Raw genomic sequence first — 15916 nt, 5'->3', positions numbered from 1 at the left:
CGGGCGTAGGTTTTAGTTTTGGGCATATAATGTTAGGGTATTTTACTACAAAGTTCGGGAACGTGCTGATTATGCTATGAGTCTCTAAAATAGATGAGTGCTGTTTTTACCAACTTGAATTGAAAAGATTAAACTAGGGTCATCAGTTGAGTGCATCAGTTGTCTGTAAATTGGCTCAACGGATTATGGAGGTATAGAATTTTACATGAAAATCAAATTTTGGCGCGGGCGGACACTGTTAACTACGATCGCATCTACTATATTAGCGATCGCCACTCCCCTTTCCATCACCACAGCCCTAGAATTTCCACAAGGTCCAAGTCGCCAGCCACCTCAGTCAACCGCTGGAGGAGGAACCCGAGGGAATGCCAGCACCATTGTCGATGGCACTTGTGACAACAACAGTGATTTTATCACCCCCCTATTACCCATTGGTTACGAGGTCTTAAAGACCGCTTCCCCCAATCCCAGCTTTTTCCTGTACGTTCCCAAAACCAAAGCCCAAAAGGCTGAATTTTTGGTGCTAGATAGCCAAGGTCGGGATGTCTATGTGGAAAGTTTCGCCACACCCGCACAAGGGGCTATTATGAAAATTAGCCTACCGGAAACCGTTTCCTTGAGAGTGGGAGAAACCTACACCTGGCAATTTTCCCTATTTTGCGATCCTAATCAAAGGGATTTAGACGAGTCCATCACAGGAGCTATTGAACGGATAGAATTAGACGAGGAACACAAAGCTAGAATTGCCGCCGAAACTGACCCCATTGATAAGGCGGTACTGTATGCAGAACAACAGATGTGGCCGGAGACTCTCCTGATTGTGTTAGGACTGCGAGAAACTCATCCCGAAATTTGGCAACAGTTGATGGAGTCCGTAGGATTAAAAGATATCGCCTCTAAACCCATCGCCCCCTGTTGTATTCCAGAAATTGAGGAAACTGTGGGTTCGGAAATCGAAGCATCGTAACTAAATGCTCAAAACCATTAGAGAACGATTCTGGAATTGGCGGGTTGTCCTGGTGACGACCCCCTCTGTCGCCCTCGCCGTGATTTTATTACGGCTAACTGGTATTTTGCAAACCTTGGAATTGGCTGCCTATGACCAGTATATGCGCTGGCGACCCCCGGAAAGCCGTGATAGTCGCATTGTCATCGTTGGTATTGATGAGGATGACCTTAAATTTATTGGTCAAGGTTATGTACCAGATGGGGTGTATTTTGAGTTAATCCAACGACTAAATGCCATGAATCCTAGGGTAATCGGATTAGATATTTATCGAGATTTACCCTTTGAACCTGGGCATTCCCAATTGGTGCGGCTTTTTGAAACTACAGATAATCTAATTGGTATTGAAAAAGTCATAGGTGATCACTTTTTTAGTCGGGTGGGACCCCCTCCCGCCTTGGCTGCTAAGGGACAAGTTGGGGCTAATGACCTGATTGTTGATCAGGATAATAGGGTGCGTCGCGCTTTGCTATATTTCCCCAGAGAAAATGGGGAAACTGTCCATAGTTTTGCCGTTCATTTAGCCCTGAGATATTTAAATGAAGAACCGGACTTTTCAGTTGAGATTGTAGAAGGTACAGATAATTGGTGGAAATTTGGTGATGTGGTGTTTGTTCCCTTTGAGGGGAATGATGGCGGTTATGTGCGCGCCGATGATGGTGGCTATCAAGTTTTACTTAACTACCGAGGACCTAGCCAGCATTTTGAAATTGTCTCCATGCGAGATATTTTTGAAAACCGGGTAGCCTCAGACTGGGGAAGCGATCGCATTATTTTAATCGGTTCGGTGGGCGAAAGCATGAAAGATTTATTTTCTACCCCCTACACCCTAGCCCCAGATCAACGCATGACCGGCGTAGAAATCCATGCTAATATTGTTAGTAACATCATCAGCGCCGCCCTGGAAAATCGACCTCTGATTAGAACTTTACCAGAAGTTATCGAATGGCTATGGATTCTGTTTTGGTCTGGTCTGGGGGCGACCCTAACTTGGCGATTACGCGACCCCACTAGAGTTGGACAATTCCTATTTAAAAGAGTTGTGATTTTGGTGATGGCTGGGGGTATTTTATTAGGCTTTACCTTTATCGTATTTTTAGGCAGTTGGTGGTTACCTGTTGTACCTTCATCCCTGGCTTTGGTCGGTTCAGTAGTGGTAATTACTGCTTATATTGCTCGTTCAGCATCCGATATCCGTAAAACTTTTGGTAGATATCTCAGTGATGAAATAGTTGCTAATTTGCTGGAACACCCAGAGGGATTAAAAATGGGTGGCGAACGTCGTAAAATCACCATTTTAACCTCGGATTTACGGGGGTTTACCGCGCTTTCTGAACGCTTACCCCCTGAAGAAGTTGTGCAAGTGCTGAATTTCTATTTATCCTATATGGCTGATGTCATTACCCATTATCAAGGGACAATTGATGAATTTATGGGGGATGGTATTTTAGTGTTATTTGGTGCGCCTACCCTGCGCGAAGATGACCCAGAAAGGGCGGTGGCTTGTGCCGTAGCCATGCAGTTGGCTATGGCTCAGGTAAATGAACAAATGGAGAAGTGGGAATTACCCGCTTTAGAAATGGGAATTGGCATTAATACCGGAGAAGTGGTCGTTGGTAATTTGGGTTCGGAAAAACGCACTAAATACGGAGTTGTAGGAAGTCATGTTAATCTCACCTACAGAATTGAGTCTTACACCACAGGCGGACAAATTATTATTTCTGAAGAAACCCTCAATTGTACTAATCCTAATTTAGTTAAAATTGATGATAAGAAATTGGTACAACCCAAGGGGGTTAAAAATCCCATAGCTATCTATGAAGTCTCTGGAATTGCTGGGAAATATAACCTATTTTTACCCAAAGAAACCGAAATATTTTATTCTTTGTCTCAGCCCATATCATTACAATATACGGTCTTAGAAGGTAAGCACGTTGGCGAAAACCTATTTTCTGGGCGGTTATTAGAACTCTCCGATCGCAGTGCTTTAATCGGTGCAGAAGATGGTACAGACTCTTTACCGCTGGTGTTGACTAACATCAAACTGAATCTGAAATCATCGGACTCGGAACTGCGGGAGGATATCTATGCCAAGGTCTTAGAAAAACCAGCCGAACCGGGTAAATTTTATATTCGTTTCACCTCCAAACCTCCTGTAATTGAAGCGAAACTTAATGATATTTACCAGATTATTAAAGGCTAAATCAGATTCAGGTATAGGCAAAATTAAGTAATTCCGCCAGTAATTTGGGCTACTTCCTGACGGCGATCGCTCCAAATTTCCATGGCTGTAGCCGCTTCCTCCAAGTCGGAAAACTCCTGCATTTGTCGTTCGATTTCCGGGACTAAATTATCGAGAGATTCCAGACTTTGGCAGTGTTTCAGAATCACCCGCCAACCTTCGAGCCATTGTTGACAAGCCTGCTGGTGTTCCCGAAGGGGTTTAAGATTTTCTTCTTCCTGAATTTTGATAAGTTCTTGTTGTTTGAGTTTCTGGGATTGTTCCGCCCAAGCCGATCGCCAGTTTTCTATGTCTTGGGCATTATAGCGTTTGGAGTAGCGCGAGATTTCAGTGCTAAATATTTCCCCTAGCAGATCTAGGCGATCGCGATCGCTTGTTTGCTTAATAGCTGCAAGTCCTTGTTCCACCCACAGAGGCAGAACCCGGAAACTAACTAATGTCGCCCTCATACCTATGAGTTTAACCCAAATTTGATGTGCCCAGAACTCTAAGCGATCGATTTGGCGAGGTGGGACTCCCAGATAAGTAGCCACCTCCAACCAAACACGCGCTAAAGGCCATTGGCGAGGATTGATGATGCCTGATGTGATTAGTGTTTCAACCATACTTTACTTAGATAACCTAGATTCTGAAGCCATGCCAATCCTAACTCGATGTCCACATTTAGTAGCTCAACAGGAAGGCTCACCCATAATAACTCACTATGTGGGGATTGGGGGGAGCGATTTTACTTAGTCTCTAGTAGGATTATCTAACATTACGCCCCCCCCCTGAGTTCAGTAAGGCCAGCAGTTTAGACCGTCGCTAATTCAGGACTAGGGCGCTTACTATTACGAATACCGGCGATCGCCTGCGAATAATTATCAGCATTAAACACCGCCGAACCTGCCACAATAGCATTAGCCCCAGCTTCCAACACCTGCCAGGCATTATCAACCTTCAAGCCGCCATCAACTTCAATCCAAGGGTCAAGACCCCGCTCATCGCACATTTGGCGCAGTTGGCGAATTTTAGGAACCACAGTCGGGATAAACTTCTGACCTCCGAAGCCGGGGTTGACACTCATAATCAACACCAGATCGCACACATCCAAAACATACTCAATCAACTCCAGCGGAGTAGAAGGATTTAATACCACACCGGACTGTTTGCCACATTCCCTAATCAGGTTGAGAGTCCGGTGGAGGTGAGGGGAAGCATTATGTTCAGCGTGAACCGAGATAATATCAGCCCCAGCCTTAGCAAAATCTTCAACATACTTCTCTGGTTCCACAATCATCAAGTGAACATCCAGAGGCTTTTTAGTAACGGGCCGAATAGCATCAACAATCAGAGGACCGATGGTAATATTAGGGACAAAGCGACCATCCATAACATCAACATGAATCCAATCAGCGCCCGCTTCATCAACAGCGCGAATTTCTTCTCCAAGACGACTGAAATCTGCTGATAATATAGATGGGGCGATAACAACTGATTTTTGGGATTGACTCATAGCGATTGTGTTTCCTCCAACATCTGGTCTTTTTATCCAGTGTATCAGAATTTGCTGACCCCAAGGGACAACCAAAAAAGTGCTTCTACTACCCCCGTTGGTCAATTCCCTAGGGAGTATCTTCCCATACCGACCCCAGCGATCCAACCTATCAGCCTGGAGATGAGGATATCTTATGCGGCATCATCGGGACCAACCCAGCGATAGAATATCTATCCAACAGTTTGTGTATTTAATTCCCGTGTTGGGCTTTTTCCCGGCCCTATGGACTTTGTATCGCCATCAGGGTACACCCCAAGAACGCGCTACCTGTCGCTTAGTCGTGACTTTAGCATTTAGCTGGTTGGCTGGCAATTTGCTTTTGCGCGGTGGTGCTAGTCTTGCGGAAATCCCGGAACTACCTGTGTTGTTAACTAGCAGTGTTCTGACCACAACTTACTTTTTAGTTAACTTTGGCTTAATGGTGCGTCTATGGAAAGATAAACCCCTGTGGTTGCCTGCAATCAGTCCCTTCTCCGAAAAGGTTATGCGTCGTTATCTGGGGGATAATCCCCCTAACTCCTGAGTTGCTGAATATTAAACTACAGTAGATTTGGGTGAGTTGTATATCCTGTTATGGCTGGCTGATGCTGAAAGAATGGATTATTCTGGCGGATATGATTACTCCCCCTTGGCCTATGCTAACCATTGCTAACAAGGGCGATCGAGCATTATAATTGACCAATTGTCAATTGATATCACAATTTCTCGGAAGTGTCTGTAAACTCTTTGTATATTAAAATTGGTGTGTGAGGAAGCCTGTGTCAAATCATCCAATCAAACGGCAAAAACCACTTAGATCTCAACCGTCTCGACCTGTTATGAAAAAGTTCATCAGGTCTAGCCCCGCCAAATGGCTTGGCATTGGTATGGGTTTAACCGGAGTGGCTATGATTTCGGCAACTGCTGGAGCCTTGCTGGCTGTTTCCTTGTCTTCAACTCCCCTGATGCAGGAAAAGTTAACACCTGAACAGCAGGCGGTTTTTTCTAAGGGTGAAATGGCGCGGGTAAATATGCGTCTACCAGAATTAACTCGTCCTGTCAATATTCTAGTTTTGGGTATTAAAGTTTTAACCTCAGATTTAGATGAACCGCCAGAAGAAGACCTGGGATATCATGCGGTAGTAGACTCCTTTAAGGGTCTTTCTGATACCATGCTTCTGTTGCGTTTTGACCCTAATACTAATAAGTTAAAAGTTCTTTCTATTCCTAGGGATACCCGTACTTTTGTCAAGGGACGGGGGATGACTAAAATTAATGATGCTAACTACTACGGTGGTCCCGCACTTAGCGCTAAGTCGGTGAGTGAATTGATGGGCGGTGTCGGCATAGATCGCTACGTTCGCGTTAATGTCTTAGGCGTTGAAAAGCTGATTGATGCCTTGGGAGGAGTCACCGTTTATGTTCCTAAAGATATGAAGTATCAAGATGATAGCCAACATCTTTATATTAATCTGAAAGAGGGTGAACAACATCTTGATGGTGATGGTGCTTTGCAGTTTTTGCGGTTCCGATATGACAATTTAGGTGATATTGGTCGGGTACAACGACAGCAAATGCTGATCCGCTCTTTTATTAACCAAGTTTTAGATGTGGGTACGATATCCCGCATACCTAGGTTGGTTTCGATTATTCAATCTCATATTGATACAAATTTGACTTTAGAAGAATTGGTGGCTTTGGTCAATTTTGCCGCTCAGGTAAATCCTGATGATGTACAAATGCTGATGGTTCCTGGACAGTTTAGTGATCCGAAAGAGTATAGAGCTAGTTATTGGCTACCAGATTATAGTCGCCTTGATGCGATGGTGACAAAACATTTTGATTTTGGTCATAACCGCTGGAGTTTTGATAATATTGATCCGAGGGATTTGAGAATTGCCATTCAAGACAGCACTGATGATTCCTATGCGGTTGATGATTTCATGTCTTCCCTCAATCGTAAAGGATATTGGAATCTGAGACTAACAAGACCCTGGAATCAACCACTTGATGTTACCCGTGTTATTGCTCAAGATGGCGATGTCAGAAGCGCACAAGCTATTCAGGAAGCCTTGGGATTTGGGGAAGTTGTGGTGGAAAGTACAGGTCATCTACAGTCGGATATTACCATTCAGGTAGGACTCGATTGGCTGGAGAAATACGAATCTCAATTTCAAGAGGAAACTCAGCCACAATTGCAAATCGAGGATGATTTCGGCGGCTCTCGGCGGCGACTGTCAGGACGCTAAAATATCATAGTATCCAATTGGGGGTCAGGGTTCCCTTGCTTCCTGGTCTGTTCAGGGACTATCCTGGAAACTAGATGAATTTGACAGCGGGATAACCTGATGAGACTTTGGCAAGTTTGGTGGCAGAATCTGGTTTATTTAACCCAATATAATCCGCCTCAATTTATTGAGGTTCTGATGCTACTGCTGGGGATGCCACTATTGCTGCTGTGGGCTATAACTGGACGGTGGCCCTATTTGGTCTTGTGTCTTAGTTATGTGATGGGGTCCTCCACTGCCATGTTAGTTCGAGAGGCGATTTTTCCCTCTAACCGCTTGCTGCTTACCCAATTGGTCGCTATCCTATTGTTGGCTCTCGGTTTCTACACTTTGATTGATTTAGTGCTACTGTGAACTGACATCTGAGTTTTTTCGATTTCCCATGGGCTAGTTATGCTTGCAAAAAATAAACCGTCTCTGCTTGTAACTATAGGTGCGATCGCTATTTTGATTGGTGGTGGGGTTGCTGCCTATTTCGTGTTGACCGCTAGAAGAACTATTAGGGATGTGCCTTTGGGCGCTAATATTGTTCCCCAAGATGCCTTGTTGGCTGTTTCTGTTTCTACTTCGCCTCAAAAATGGCAAACACTTCAACAGTATGGCACTTCACAGTCTCAAGCCGCTTTTGAACAATTGCTAATTCAGTGGCGCGATCGCATTTTTACTGATCAAGGCTATGATTTTGAGCAGGATATTCAGCCCTGGATTGGTAATGAGGTGATGATGGCTTGGTTGCCAGATCCGGCTCTGGTCTCTGGTCAGCCTTCCCCCTCCGGTGATACTCCCCGTCAGTCTCCCATGACTTCCGCTAGGATCTTATTACTTCCTATTGCTAATCCTCTCCGGGCTCAAGAAATTCTGACGGCTCGAAAGTCTTTAAATCAAGGAGAAATTCTCGAACGTAACTACCGGGGAATTGATATATTTGAAACTCAAGGACGATTGCAAAATTACTCTATTGCAGTCCTCGATAGAGAGTTTTTGTTGGTTTCTGATGACCCTCGTGCTACCGATAGGGCGATCGATACTTATCGCGGTGATACTTCCCTCGCTGCTACTCCTGGATATTCGGCAGCAGTTCAACAAATTAGAAATTCCCAGGCTTTTGCTCAGGTTTATCTGAATATTCCCGTCGCTGCTTCTTTGGCTTCTATGACTGCGGCGCAGCCTATTCCCCCAGAAAGTTTGGAACAATTGAAACGACACCAGGGCTTTGCTACTACTGCTATTTTAAGAGATAATGGCATTAATTTTCAGGGGGTTTCCTGGTTGCGGCCTAACACTGACAGAAAACTCACTGTTGGGAATTCTACTGATGGAATGCTCAGACGTATCCCAGATACGGCAATTATGACTCTCGGTGGCAGCAACCTTAAACAGTTCTGGAGTGATTATAATCAAGGTGCTAATGCTAATCCGATCGCTCCTTTTAATCCACAGGCTTTGGCTGCTAGTTTACAAGAGTCTATTGGTATGGAGTTGCAGCGAGATTTCCTGAGCTGGATGGATGGCGAGTTTTCTCTGTCTGTAATTCCGGCTATTTCTAATCCTGACACCCCTCAAAGGTTTATGGCGGGTTTGATTTTTATGATTAGGGTCAGCGATCGCAATGCAGCAGACACAGCTTTACAACAATTAGATGAAATTCTCAGGGGTCGCAGTTTCCAAGTTGGTGATGCTCAACTTAATGGTCAGCCTGTGGTTCAGTGGACTTCTCCCTATGGCGGCTTTACTGTGCTTCGCGGTTGGTTAGATGGAGATGTCGCTTTTGTGAATTTGGGCGCTGCTGTGGCTAATCAGATTATACCACAACCTCAAACCGCAATTAGTTCTAGTTCTTTGTTCCGACAAACTTTCCCCTCTAGTCTCAGTCCTAAACATGGGAATTTTTATATTAATGTTGAACAGGTATTTAATCGCCAAAACCTCTCTTTACCCCCTTTACCTCCTCAACAAGAAGTCTGGGTAAATGCTGTTCAATCTATCGGTTTGACTACGGCTGTCACTGACAACCACACCAGCCGTTATGACCTATTTGTTAATCTAAAATCAGCCGCTGTATCTACTGATGCTCAGGAGAATTAGAGGGCTAGTTGATTAATTGGCGATCGCCTGCTTTTTCATCACTCGCTGAACAGATGCGATCGCTTTATTTAATTCGTAACCCCGCCGCTGGGGATGCTTTTGATACGCCTGTTGTTCCTCTTCTATCATCCTAACATCCTCTTCCACTAAACCATCTAACATTTTTTGGGCACAACCAAATAGGCTGTTTTTTATGAATTGACGAAATTTAACCGGGAGTTTATGCAGTCTCCAAAAGGCGTTAAGCGAGGTAAAATGGATTAAGTAGGCACGAGTTTCTGTAACACTCATTGGACAGAGTAAACAGTAGATTTTGAAGTCTTCACCGAGAGTAGAATACCAATGGGGATAGATATAACTAACCGTCAGCCTTTCGGGATGCAGTTTTCTCAGAGGAGGAAAAAATAGTTGCGCTATTGACCAGATTTTGTCTATTTTATAATAGCTTTGTGCTTCATAATAAGCATCAACTTTATTGTCGGTTTCTGTGATATAATCTAATTGCGCCTCCGTCCAGGCTTGCCAGTTTTGGTGTAGGTGGCCGTGGTACATATCCATCAGGTTTTCGATTAAAAAAGAATAGTGCGCCTGGGTGTGAATTGTCGCTACTGTGGCTATGTAGTTCAGGTGTTCCCATTCGGGAATTTCTAGCGGTTCAATATCTGGCTTTTCCTCTCCTATAAATACCCAAATAAATCCATATAATTCTCGCACTGGATAGGTCTTGATTCCGCATTTTGGCGGTTTTTGATTCTCCTGTAAATACGGTACATAAGCACAGTCTCCACCACCATTGAATCTCCAGCCATGATAGATACATTCTATCTCATCCCCGATCGCTTTTCCGTGACTTAGTTTGACTTGGCGATGGGGACATCGGTCTTCTAAGGCGTTTATTTTCCCCTGGGTGTCCCTGAATAACACAATCGACTGATTCCACAAAATTACCCCTACTGGGCTACTGGTGACTTCCTGGCTGCTGCTGACAACATACCAGCAATGGGGGTTAATCCCTAATTGTCTGATGTCCCTGCTATTTCGGTAACTTGGGGTCATGCGATCGCCTCTATTTCACCAGCTTACAATTCTAGCTCAATAGGGATAATCCTAAAATACTCAAGGGAAAAATTAATTTTAGCAATCACTCATTATTGTAACCTGACATTAACCTGATGTCAACTGTTTTTTTAGGAAAATCTGAAATTTTTCACCGTGGACTATTCCAGATATTGAGGTTAACCAGGTTGACCATAAATGGAAAATCTCCCTTTCAAAGCCTGTCCGAAAATCCTCGGTTTAATCATGACTTGATAATCCCTGCTATAAATAGCTGGTAGATTAGTCAGGAATTTGCCAAATTTCCAGGTTGCGATTATGGCTACCACTAACCAAGAGGGGACGTTTGGGAGAAAACGCGATCGCTTCAATTTTAGAGGAATGTCCTCGCAAGGTAGCGATCGCTTCTTTAGTTTTGAGGTCCCAAAGTTGGACCGTATCATCATCACCACCACTGGCGATAATTCGACCATCATGACTCAGGGCGAGAGATTTAATGGCTTGTGAATGTCCGTGTAAAGTAGCGATAACTTCCTTAGTTGTAACATCCCATAATTTCAGAGTGTGATCACTACTTCCACTGGCGAGAGTTTGACCATCTCGACTAAAGGCGATCGCATTCACTGACTTATCATGGGATAATAAAGTCGAGATTTCCTCGCGGCGGTCAATATCCCACAATTTCACCGTATTATCCTGGGAAGCACTAGCTATGAGTCTACCATTAGGACTAAAAGCCACTGCGCGAACTTCATGATTATGTCCTCTTAATGTACCAATGAGTTCGTTAGTCTCTAAATCCCATAAAGTAATAGTATGATCGCGACTACCACTGGCGAGAGTTTTACCGTCTCGACTAAAAGCGATCGTCGTAATATCCCTTTCATGTCCTTTCAGCGTGGCGATTTCTTGTTTGCTGTGAAGATCCCACAATTTCACCGTATTGTCGCGACTACCACTGGCGATAACTCGACCATCAGGACTGATAGCAATTGAGTTGATAGCGCCTCCATGTCCCGTTAAAGTAGAAAGATGTTCAAAGGTTTGTAAACTCCATAATCTCACCGTATTATCATGACTACCGCTGGCGAGAGTTTGACCATCAGGGGTAATAGCCACAGTTAATATCTGAGAAGTGTGTCCGGTTAAGGTTTGTCCTAACCTCGCTTGATTCCACGCCGCCACCGGAGTTATCCAAGACATTACCGCTGGGGGGGTATTGTTTAATAATATATTTCCACCCGTCCCCAATAACAATAATGCCGCACTAGCGATCGCTATCGTTTTCGCAGGTTTTCGGCGGCGAGACAATCTCATAAATAAAGGATAGGACATCACTGGGAGAGGATGACTATTAGAATTCAGGTCTCCTAAAACTTCGGTGGCGTTGCTGTAGCGATCGCTTAGGTCTTTCTGAAGCAGGCGATCGAGAATTTGTCCTAATTCTGGACTGATAGGAGTTGGTAGATAATTACGCCAGTTTTTTGTCCAGCCATAACCTTGTTCTGTCCATAATTCAAAGGGATGAATTCCCGTGAGTAAATGAAAGCAGGTGACACCCAAACTGTACAGGTCACTGGCGGCGTAGGCTTCTCCTCCGCGCATTTGTTCTAAAGCTGCATAACCATCTGAACCTACTCTGGTCCCTAGGGGGTTAACCATCACCGTTTCTGATAGTTGTTTGGATACCCCAAAATCAATTAATACTAAATCACCGATCTCTGTGGTTTGGGTAACTACTTGATCTTGAATGATCGTGGGTGCGCTGTGGTTAGGGGTAGCGGTTAAATTATGGCGATCGCTTATCGGTTGAGGAAGCCTGCTACGATGGATGATATTTTCCGGTTTAATATCTCGGTGAATTACCTGGCGACTATGGATAAACTCTAAAACCGGAAGCAATTTGACTAGCAGTTGGCGGACTTGTACTTGATTCCAGATTCCTCCCTCTTCTAAAAGTTGCGCCAGGTTTTCTCCTTCTATATATTGTTGGATGAGATATAGACAGTTATCTTCTTCAAAATAACCGTAAATTCCCGGAATTTGTGGGTTTCCTTCTAGTTGCTGTAATTGTTGCGCCTCTAACTTGAACAAGTCTGTTGCCTTTTGTAGTCCCCAGTTACTTTTTACGTCCGCTACCAGTTGTTTGACTACACACCGACGGTTGAGGTTATCCGTATCCTCAGCTAGATAGGTGCGGCTAAAGCCTCCTTTTCCCAAGGGTTTAATAATACGGTAGCGTCCCCGCAGTAGTGAAACTAGGGGGGTATTACAGCTTTGACAATATGTCAGGTTGTCGGGGTTTATCGGTTGCGGACAGTTGGGGTTGATGCAGCAGGTCATAGCGATCGCATTCTCAGTGACAGCATAATATTTATTGTGCCCCAATTTTTCCATTTTGGTGGCACAATATTTTCGCGATCGCAGATGATTTCCATATCCACCAGAGTTTTTAAAAATTCTCCCCACCCAGACAACAACCGACCGTTGTCTCTCTCTCCAACATCTTTCTCCCACCAGCGGAGTTGACTGTCATTGTGTCAATCAGGAAACTAGCACAGCTACAGTCACCTGGAATAACGGTCAATAACCAGCAATGCCACTATGCGACAACTTTTATAGGCAATTTCCCTATAGGTCAGTTACGAAAGTTGCAGCATCGCTTGATTGGATCATTACACAGGCTTCTATCTTGGATATAGCAACCATAACAGTTACCACTTGGAGTCTCATGGTCATGGAAATTAACCTCGCTGGATATTTACCTTCCCTAATTGCGATCGCTATCTCTATTGCTGCCGTTTTGGTTTATACTTACACCCAAGAAGAATTAATCAAGCTAGTCTCAGGAGGCATTGCTTTAGTTGCGGTTGTCTCTAGTTTCCTGTTGGCTAATTGGGTTATTCTGACTGGGTTAGTTATTTTTGTCCTTAATGGATTCAAATTTTTTCCCAAAGAAATCATCACAGAATTGTAAAATCTATCATTTACCCCTTGACAATTGCGCCAAAATCTGCTAGTACACGGGCATGATTTCGCAACAACCCTAGTAGGTTGAGACGGTTTCGCTGTACTTTCGGGTTAGAGTCCATCACCAAAACACTATTTTCACCGTCAAAGAATTGGGTAACTGTGGGAACAATTGCTGCTAAGGCTGTAACTAACTGTCGATAATTGCGAGTTTCTAGTGCTGCTTGAGTGTTGGGTATCAAGTTTTCTAGGGCTTCCATCAATGCCTGTTCTGAAGACTTTTCAAACAGGGAAGGGTTAATCACCGTATCGGGTTGAAGTTCCCCCGTGTCGAGGTCGCCTTGTTTAGCCAGACGGGTGGAACGGTTGATAGTTTCATAGATGATGTCTAAGGTACCATCACCGCGAATTTCTTGTAAAAACAAAGCGCGATCGCGTACATCTAATAAATCTTGTAATGCGCGTTCCTTATATTCTATGTCTTCATCTCCCAGCACCGCATTTACCAAATCATAATCAATAGATTTCTCGTCCTGCAACAAAGTCCGAATGCGCTGTAAAAAGAAATCTTCTAAATGATGAATCAGACCTAACATCGCGTTAGGATGACTATTAACGAAATCCGTCGTTAAATCCTTTAGCAACTCATGCAAATTTAAAGGTAAGTCAGCCGACCAGATAATATTCAGAACTCCATTAGCCGCCCGTCTCAGAGCAAAGGGATCTGATGAACCTGTGGGAAGCATTCCCAAGCCAAAAATACTAACTAGGGTGTCGAGTTTATCAGCTAGGGCGACCACTTGACTAATGATATTTGTCGGCAGGCGATCGCTTGCTCCCTTGGGGAGATAATGTTCAACTATAGCCTTAGCGACCCCTTCAGATTCCCCGCCAGCTAAAGCATATTTTTCACCCATGATTCCCTCAAGTTCGGGAAATTCATAAACCATCTGAGAGACTAAATCAGCTTTGCATAATAAGGCTGCCCTTTTAATCTGGGCGAGTTCCCCTTCGCTTACTTTTAGCTGTTTAGCAATGCGATCGGCATTGGCAATAATCCGATTTACCTTATCGCGAACTGAACCCAAATCTTCTTGAAACGTGACATTTTCCAAGTCGGGGAGATAGTTTTCTAGGGGTTTCTTTAAATCGGTTTTATAGAAAAATTCTCCATCTGCTAATCTGGCGCGGATTACCCGTTCATTCCCCGATGCAATAATGGCAGCTTTGGCTGGATCACCATTAGAAATAGTAATAAAATATGGTTTCAGATTCCCTTGGGTATCTAAGACTGGGAAATACCGCTGATGTGTCACCATTACCATTTTAATCACTTCCGGTGGCAGCACTAAAAATTCCCCGTCAAAAGTTCCCACTACCGCTGTCGGCCATTCCACTAAGTTAACCACTTCATTCAGCAAATCTTCGGGAATTTCCGCCTCGCCGCCTACGCTGTTCGCTGCTACTTTTACCTGGTTGGCGATCGCTGTTTTTCGCGTCTGCGGATCTACTTCTACAAAGGCTTTACCCAGGGTTTCCGCATACTCCGTCGCTTCCGCAATACTGACTGAGTTAGGGTGTAAAACTCGATGACCTTGGCTATGGCGATCGCTACTAATAGTTTCGGAACCGTTGGGGATACTTAGCGGTAATATCTCCTTATCTAGTAGGGTTACTAACCAACGAATCGGACGGGGGAAGCGGATATCTCCATCTCCCCAGCGCATAAATCTCTTACCTTCCAACCGATTAATCCATTGGCGTATTAATTCCGTTACAATTTCGGCGGTTTTGCGTCCGGGAATGTGTTTGAGGACAAACACGAAATCCCCTTTGGGGGTCGGGCGAATTTCGATGTCTTCTAATTTGATATTCTGTTTTTTCGCGAAACCTTCCGCTGCTTTCGTCGGTTTCCCCTCTTTGAAGGCAGCAGTGGCGGGGGGACCTTTGATTTCTTCTTGGCGATCAGGTTGCTGTTCGGGCAGTCCGGCTATGACTACAGCCAGTCTTCGCGGTGTGGCGTACACTTTCACCGACTCGCAGGTGAGGTATTGTTCTTTTAGGCTGGCGGGAATCATCGCCTCCCACTGGGCGATCGCGCCTTCGACAAAGGTTGCTGGTAATTCTTCTGTACCGACTTCGAGTAAAAAGCTAGGCATGGGAGACAGTGCAGGTGGTCAGTGTTCGGACAATTTGACATCCTACCACAGTTTCGGTTCGTTTCGGTTCGTTTCGGTTCTAACTTCGTCCACCTCTCCCGAAATTGGTCTAAATTGGTGTCGCCGCATTCCCTCTCAAACTCCCGTCAATTCCAGAAGTTCACGACAGCATAGGGGTTTCGGGGAGGTTATCCGGCTATAGACACAGGAAGGCGATTATCTTGAAAATATCACGCCAAATCTGGTTTTGTCAATTACTGTTAGAAACTCCCTCGAAAAATCACTCAATTCCTCGTAGTATTTCCGATACATTTAAAGACTCTTCCTGGCGTTAGGGTTAACTGGCGAGTTGGGGGAGGTAAATTAGGCGGGTCTGGCTGTAACCTTTTCCGTTAGGGGTATAGAGCGATCGCTTTCCCCCCCCCACCTTTCCCTAAATTGGTGTCGCCGCATTCAGTCTCAGACTCCCGTCAATTCCAGAAGTTCACGACAGCATAGGGGTTTTGGGTAGGTTATCCGGCTATAGACACAGAAAGGCGATTATCTTGAAAATATCACGCCAAATCTGGTTTTGTCAATTACTGTTAGAAACTC

General features: G+C 44.5%; 12 protein-coding genes. 7 read left to right on the top strand and 5 right to left on the bottom strand.

All coding sequences use genetic code 11. From position 1 onward, the window contains the following. Positions 1 to 205: 205 nt before the first annotated feature. Both P5674_RS08940 and P5674_RS08935 read left to right on the top strand, forming a co-directional pair. Complete coding sequence (locus P5674_RS08940; protein ID WP_006619528.1) at positions 206 to 967, top strand: DUF928 domain-containing protein; 762 nt, start codon at positions 206 to 208, stop codon at positions 965 to 967. Positions 968 to 971: 4 nt separating this feature from the next. After that, a complete protein-coding gene (locus P5674_RS08935) occupies positions 972 to 3209 on the top strand; it encodes a CHASE2 domain-containing protein (RefSeq protein ID WP_006619529.1) in 2238 nt (745 codons plus the stop codon). Positions 3210 to 3232: 23 nt separating this feature from the next. Here P5674_RS08935 and P5674_RS08930 read toward each other — a convergent pair whose 3' ends face one another. Both P5674_RS08930 and rpe read right to left on the bottom strand, forming a co-directional pair. Beyond that, positions 3233 to 3853 carry a hypothetical protein gene (locus P5674_RS08930; protein ID WP_006619530.1) on the bottom strand — a complete coding sequence of 207 codons (621 nt, stop codon included), beginning with the start codon at positions 3851 to 3853 and terminating at the stop codon, positions 3233 to 3235. Positions 3854 to 4041: 188 nt separating this feature from the next. Beyond that, entirely contained in the window at positions 4042 to 4743 is a 702-nt protein-coding gene (rpe, locus tag P5674_RS08925; protein ID WP_006619531.1) for a ribulose-phosphate 3-epimerase, read from the bottom strand. A 175-nt stretch (positions 4744 to 4918) separates the two neighbouring features. Here rpe and P5674_RS08920 point away from each other — a divergent pair, with 175 nt between their 5' ends. From P5674_RS08920 to P5674_RS08905, 4 genes are all read left to right on the top strand, one after another. Then, positions 4919 to 5308 (top strand): hypothetical protein, encoded by a 390-nt coding sequence (locus P5674_RS08920; protein WP_006619532.1) that lies wholly within the window; start codon positions 4919 to 4921, stop codon positions 5306 to 5308. Positions 5309 to 5603: 295 nt separating this feature from the next. After that, positions 5604 to 7013, top strand: a complete 1410-nt coding sequence (locus P5674_RS08915) for an LCP family protein (RefSeq protein WP_006619533.1) — start codon at positions 5604 to 5606, stop codon at positions 7011 to 7013. Positions 7014 to 7112: 99 nt separating this feature from the next. Then, positions 7113 to 7406, top strand: a complete 294-nt coding sequence (locus tag P5674_RS08910) for a hypothetical protein (protein WP_006619534.1) — start codon at positions 7113 to 7115, stop codon at positions 7404 to 7406. A 39-nt stretch (positions 7407 to 7445) separates the two neighbouring features. Then, the gene (locus tag P5674_RS08905; protein ID WP_006619535.1) at positions 7446 to 9137 is read left to right on the top strand and encodes a DUF3352 domain-containing protein; all 1692 of its coding nucleotides are present in this window, start codon (positions 7446 to 7448) and stop codon (positions 9135 to 9137) included. Positions 9138 to 9149: 12 nt separating this feature from the next. On the opposite strand, the gene P5674_RS08900 is transcribed toward P5674_RS08905, so the two are convergent. Both P5674_RS08900 and P5674_RS08895 read right to left on the bottom strand, forming a co-directional pair. Further along, complete coding sequence (locus tag P5674_RS08900; RefSeq protein WP_006619536.1) at positions 9150 to 10193, bottom strand: aromatic ring-hydroxylating dioxygenase subunit alpha; 1044 nt, start codon at positions 10191 to 10193, stop codon at positions 9150 to 9152. A gap of 282 nt (positions 10194 to 10475) precedes the next feature. Further along, on the bottom strand, positions 10476 to 12662 hold the full coding sequence (locus P5674_RS08895; protein ID WP_006619537.1) for a serine/threonine-protein kinase: 2187 nt from the start codon (positions 12660 to 12662) through the stop codon (positions 10476 to 10478). Positions 12663 to 12885: 223 nt separating this feature from the next. Here P5674_RS08895 and P5674_RS08890 point away from each other — a divergent pair, with 223 nt between their 5' ends. Continuing rightward, the gene (locus P5674_RS08890; RefSeq protein ID WP_286171681.1) at positions 12886 to 13170 is read left to right on the top strand and encodes a hypothetical protein; all 285 of its coding nucleotides are present in this window, start codon (positions 12886 to 12888) and stop codon (positions 13168 to 13170) included. Positions 13171 to 13180: 10 nt separating this feature from the next. On the opposite strand, the gene glyS is transcribed toward P5674_RS08890, so the two are convergent. Further along, on the bottom strand, positions 13181 to 15322 hold the full coding sequence (gene glyS / locus P5674_RS08885; RefSeq protein ID WP_006619539.1) for a glycine--tRNA ligase subunit beta: 2142 nt from the start codon (positions 15320 to 15322) through the stop codon (positions 13181 to 13183). Between the last annotated feature and the right edge of the window lie 594 nt (positions 15323 to 15916).

Source organism: Limnospira sp. PMC 289.06 (assembly GCF_032350395.1).
In the GTDB taxonomy this organism is placed as follows: domain Bacteria; phylum Cyanobacteriota; class Cyanobacteriia; order Cyanobacteriales; family Microcoleaceae; genus Limnospira; species Limnospira platensis.
This window is presented reverse-complemented; position numbering and strand designations above follow the sequence as displayed.

What these genes read in the sequence shown, in the direction of transcription:
- P5674_RS08930 (WP_006619530.1), bottom strand. Translation starts at nt 3,853, where the DNA reads ATGGTTGAAACACTAATCACATCAGGCATCATCAATCCTCGCCAATGG.
- P5674_RS08900 (WP_006619536.1), bottom strand. Translation starts at nt 10,193, where the DNA reads ATGACCCCAAGTTACCGAAATAGCAGGGACATCAGACAATTAGGGATT.
- P5674_RS08935 (WP_006619529.1), top strand. Translation starts at nt 972, where the DNA reads ATGCTCAAAACCATTAGAGAACGATTCTGGAATTGGCGGGTTGTCCTG.
- P5674_RS08920 (WP_006619532.1), top strand. Translation starts at nt 4,919, where the DNA reads ATGCGGCATCATCGGGACCAACCCAGCGATAGAATATCTATCCAACAG.
- P5674_RS08940 (WP_006619528.1), top strand. Translation starts at nt 206, where the DNA reads ATGAAAATCAAATTTTGGCGCGGGCGGACACTGTTAACTACGATCGCA.
- rpe (WP_006619531.1), bottom strand. Translation starts at nt 4,743, where the DNA reads ATGAGTCAATCCCAAAAATCAGTTGTTATCGCCCCATCTATATTATCA.
- P5674_RS08915 (WP_006619533.1), top strand. Translation starts at nt 5,604, where the DNA reads ATGAAAAAGTTCATCAGGTCTAGCCCCGCCAAATGGCTTGGCATTGGT.
- P5674_RS08905 (WP_006619535.1), top strand. Translation starts at nt 7,446, where the DNA reads ATGCTTGCAAAAAATAAACCGTCTCTGCTTGTAACTATAGGTGCGATC.
- P5674_RS08910 (WP_006619534.1), top strand. Translation starts at nt 7,113, where the DNA reads ATGAGACTTTGGCAAGTTTGGTGGCAGAATCTGGTTTATTTAACCCAA.
- glyS (WP_006619539.1), bottom strand. Translation starts at nt 15,322, where the DNA reads ATGCCTAGCTTTTTACTCGAAGTCGGTACAGAAGAATTACCAGCAACC.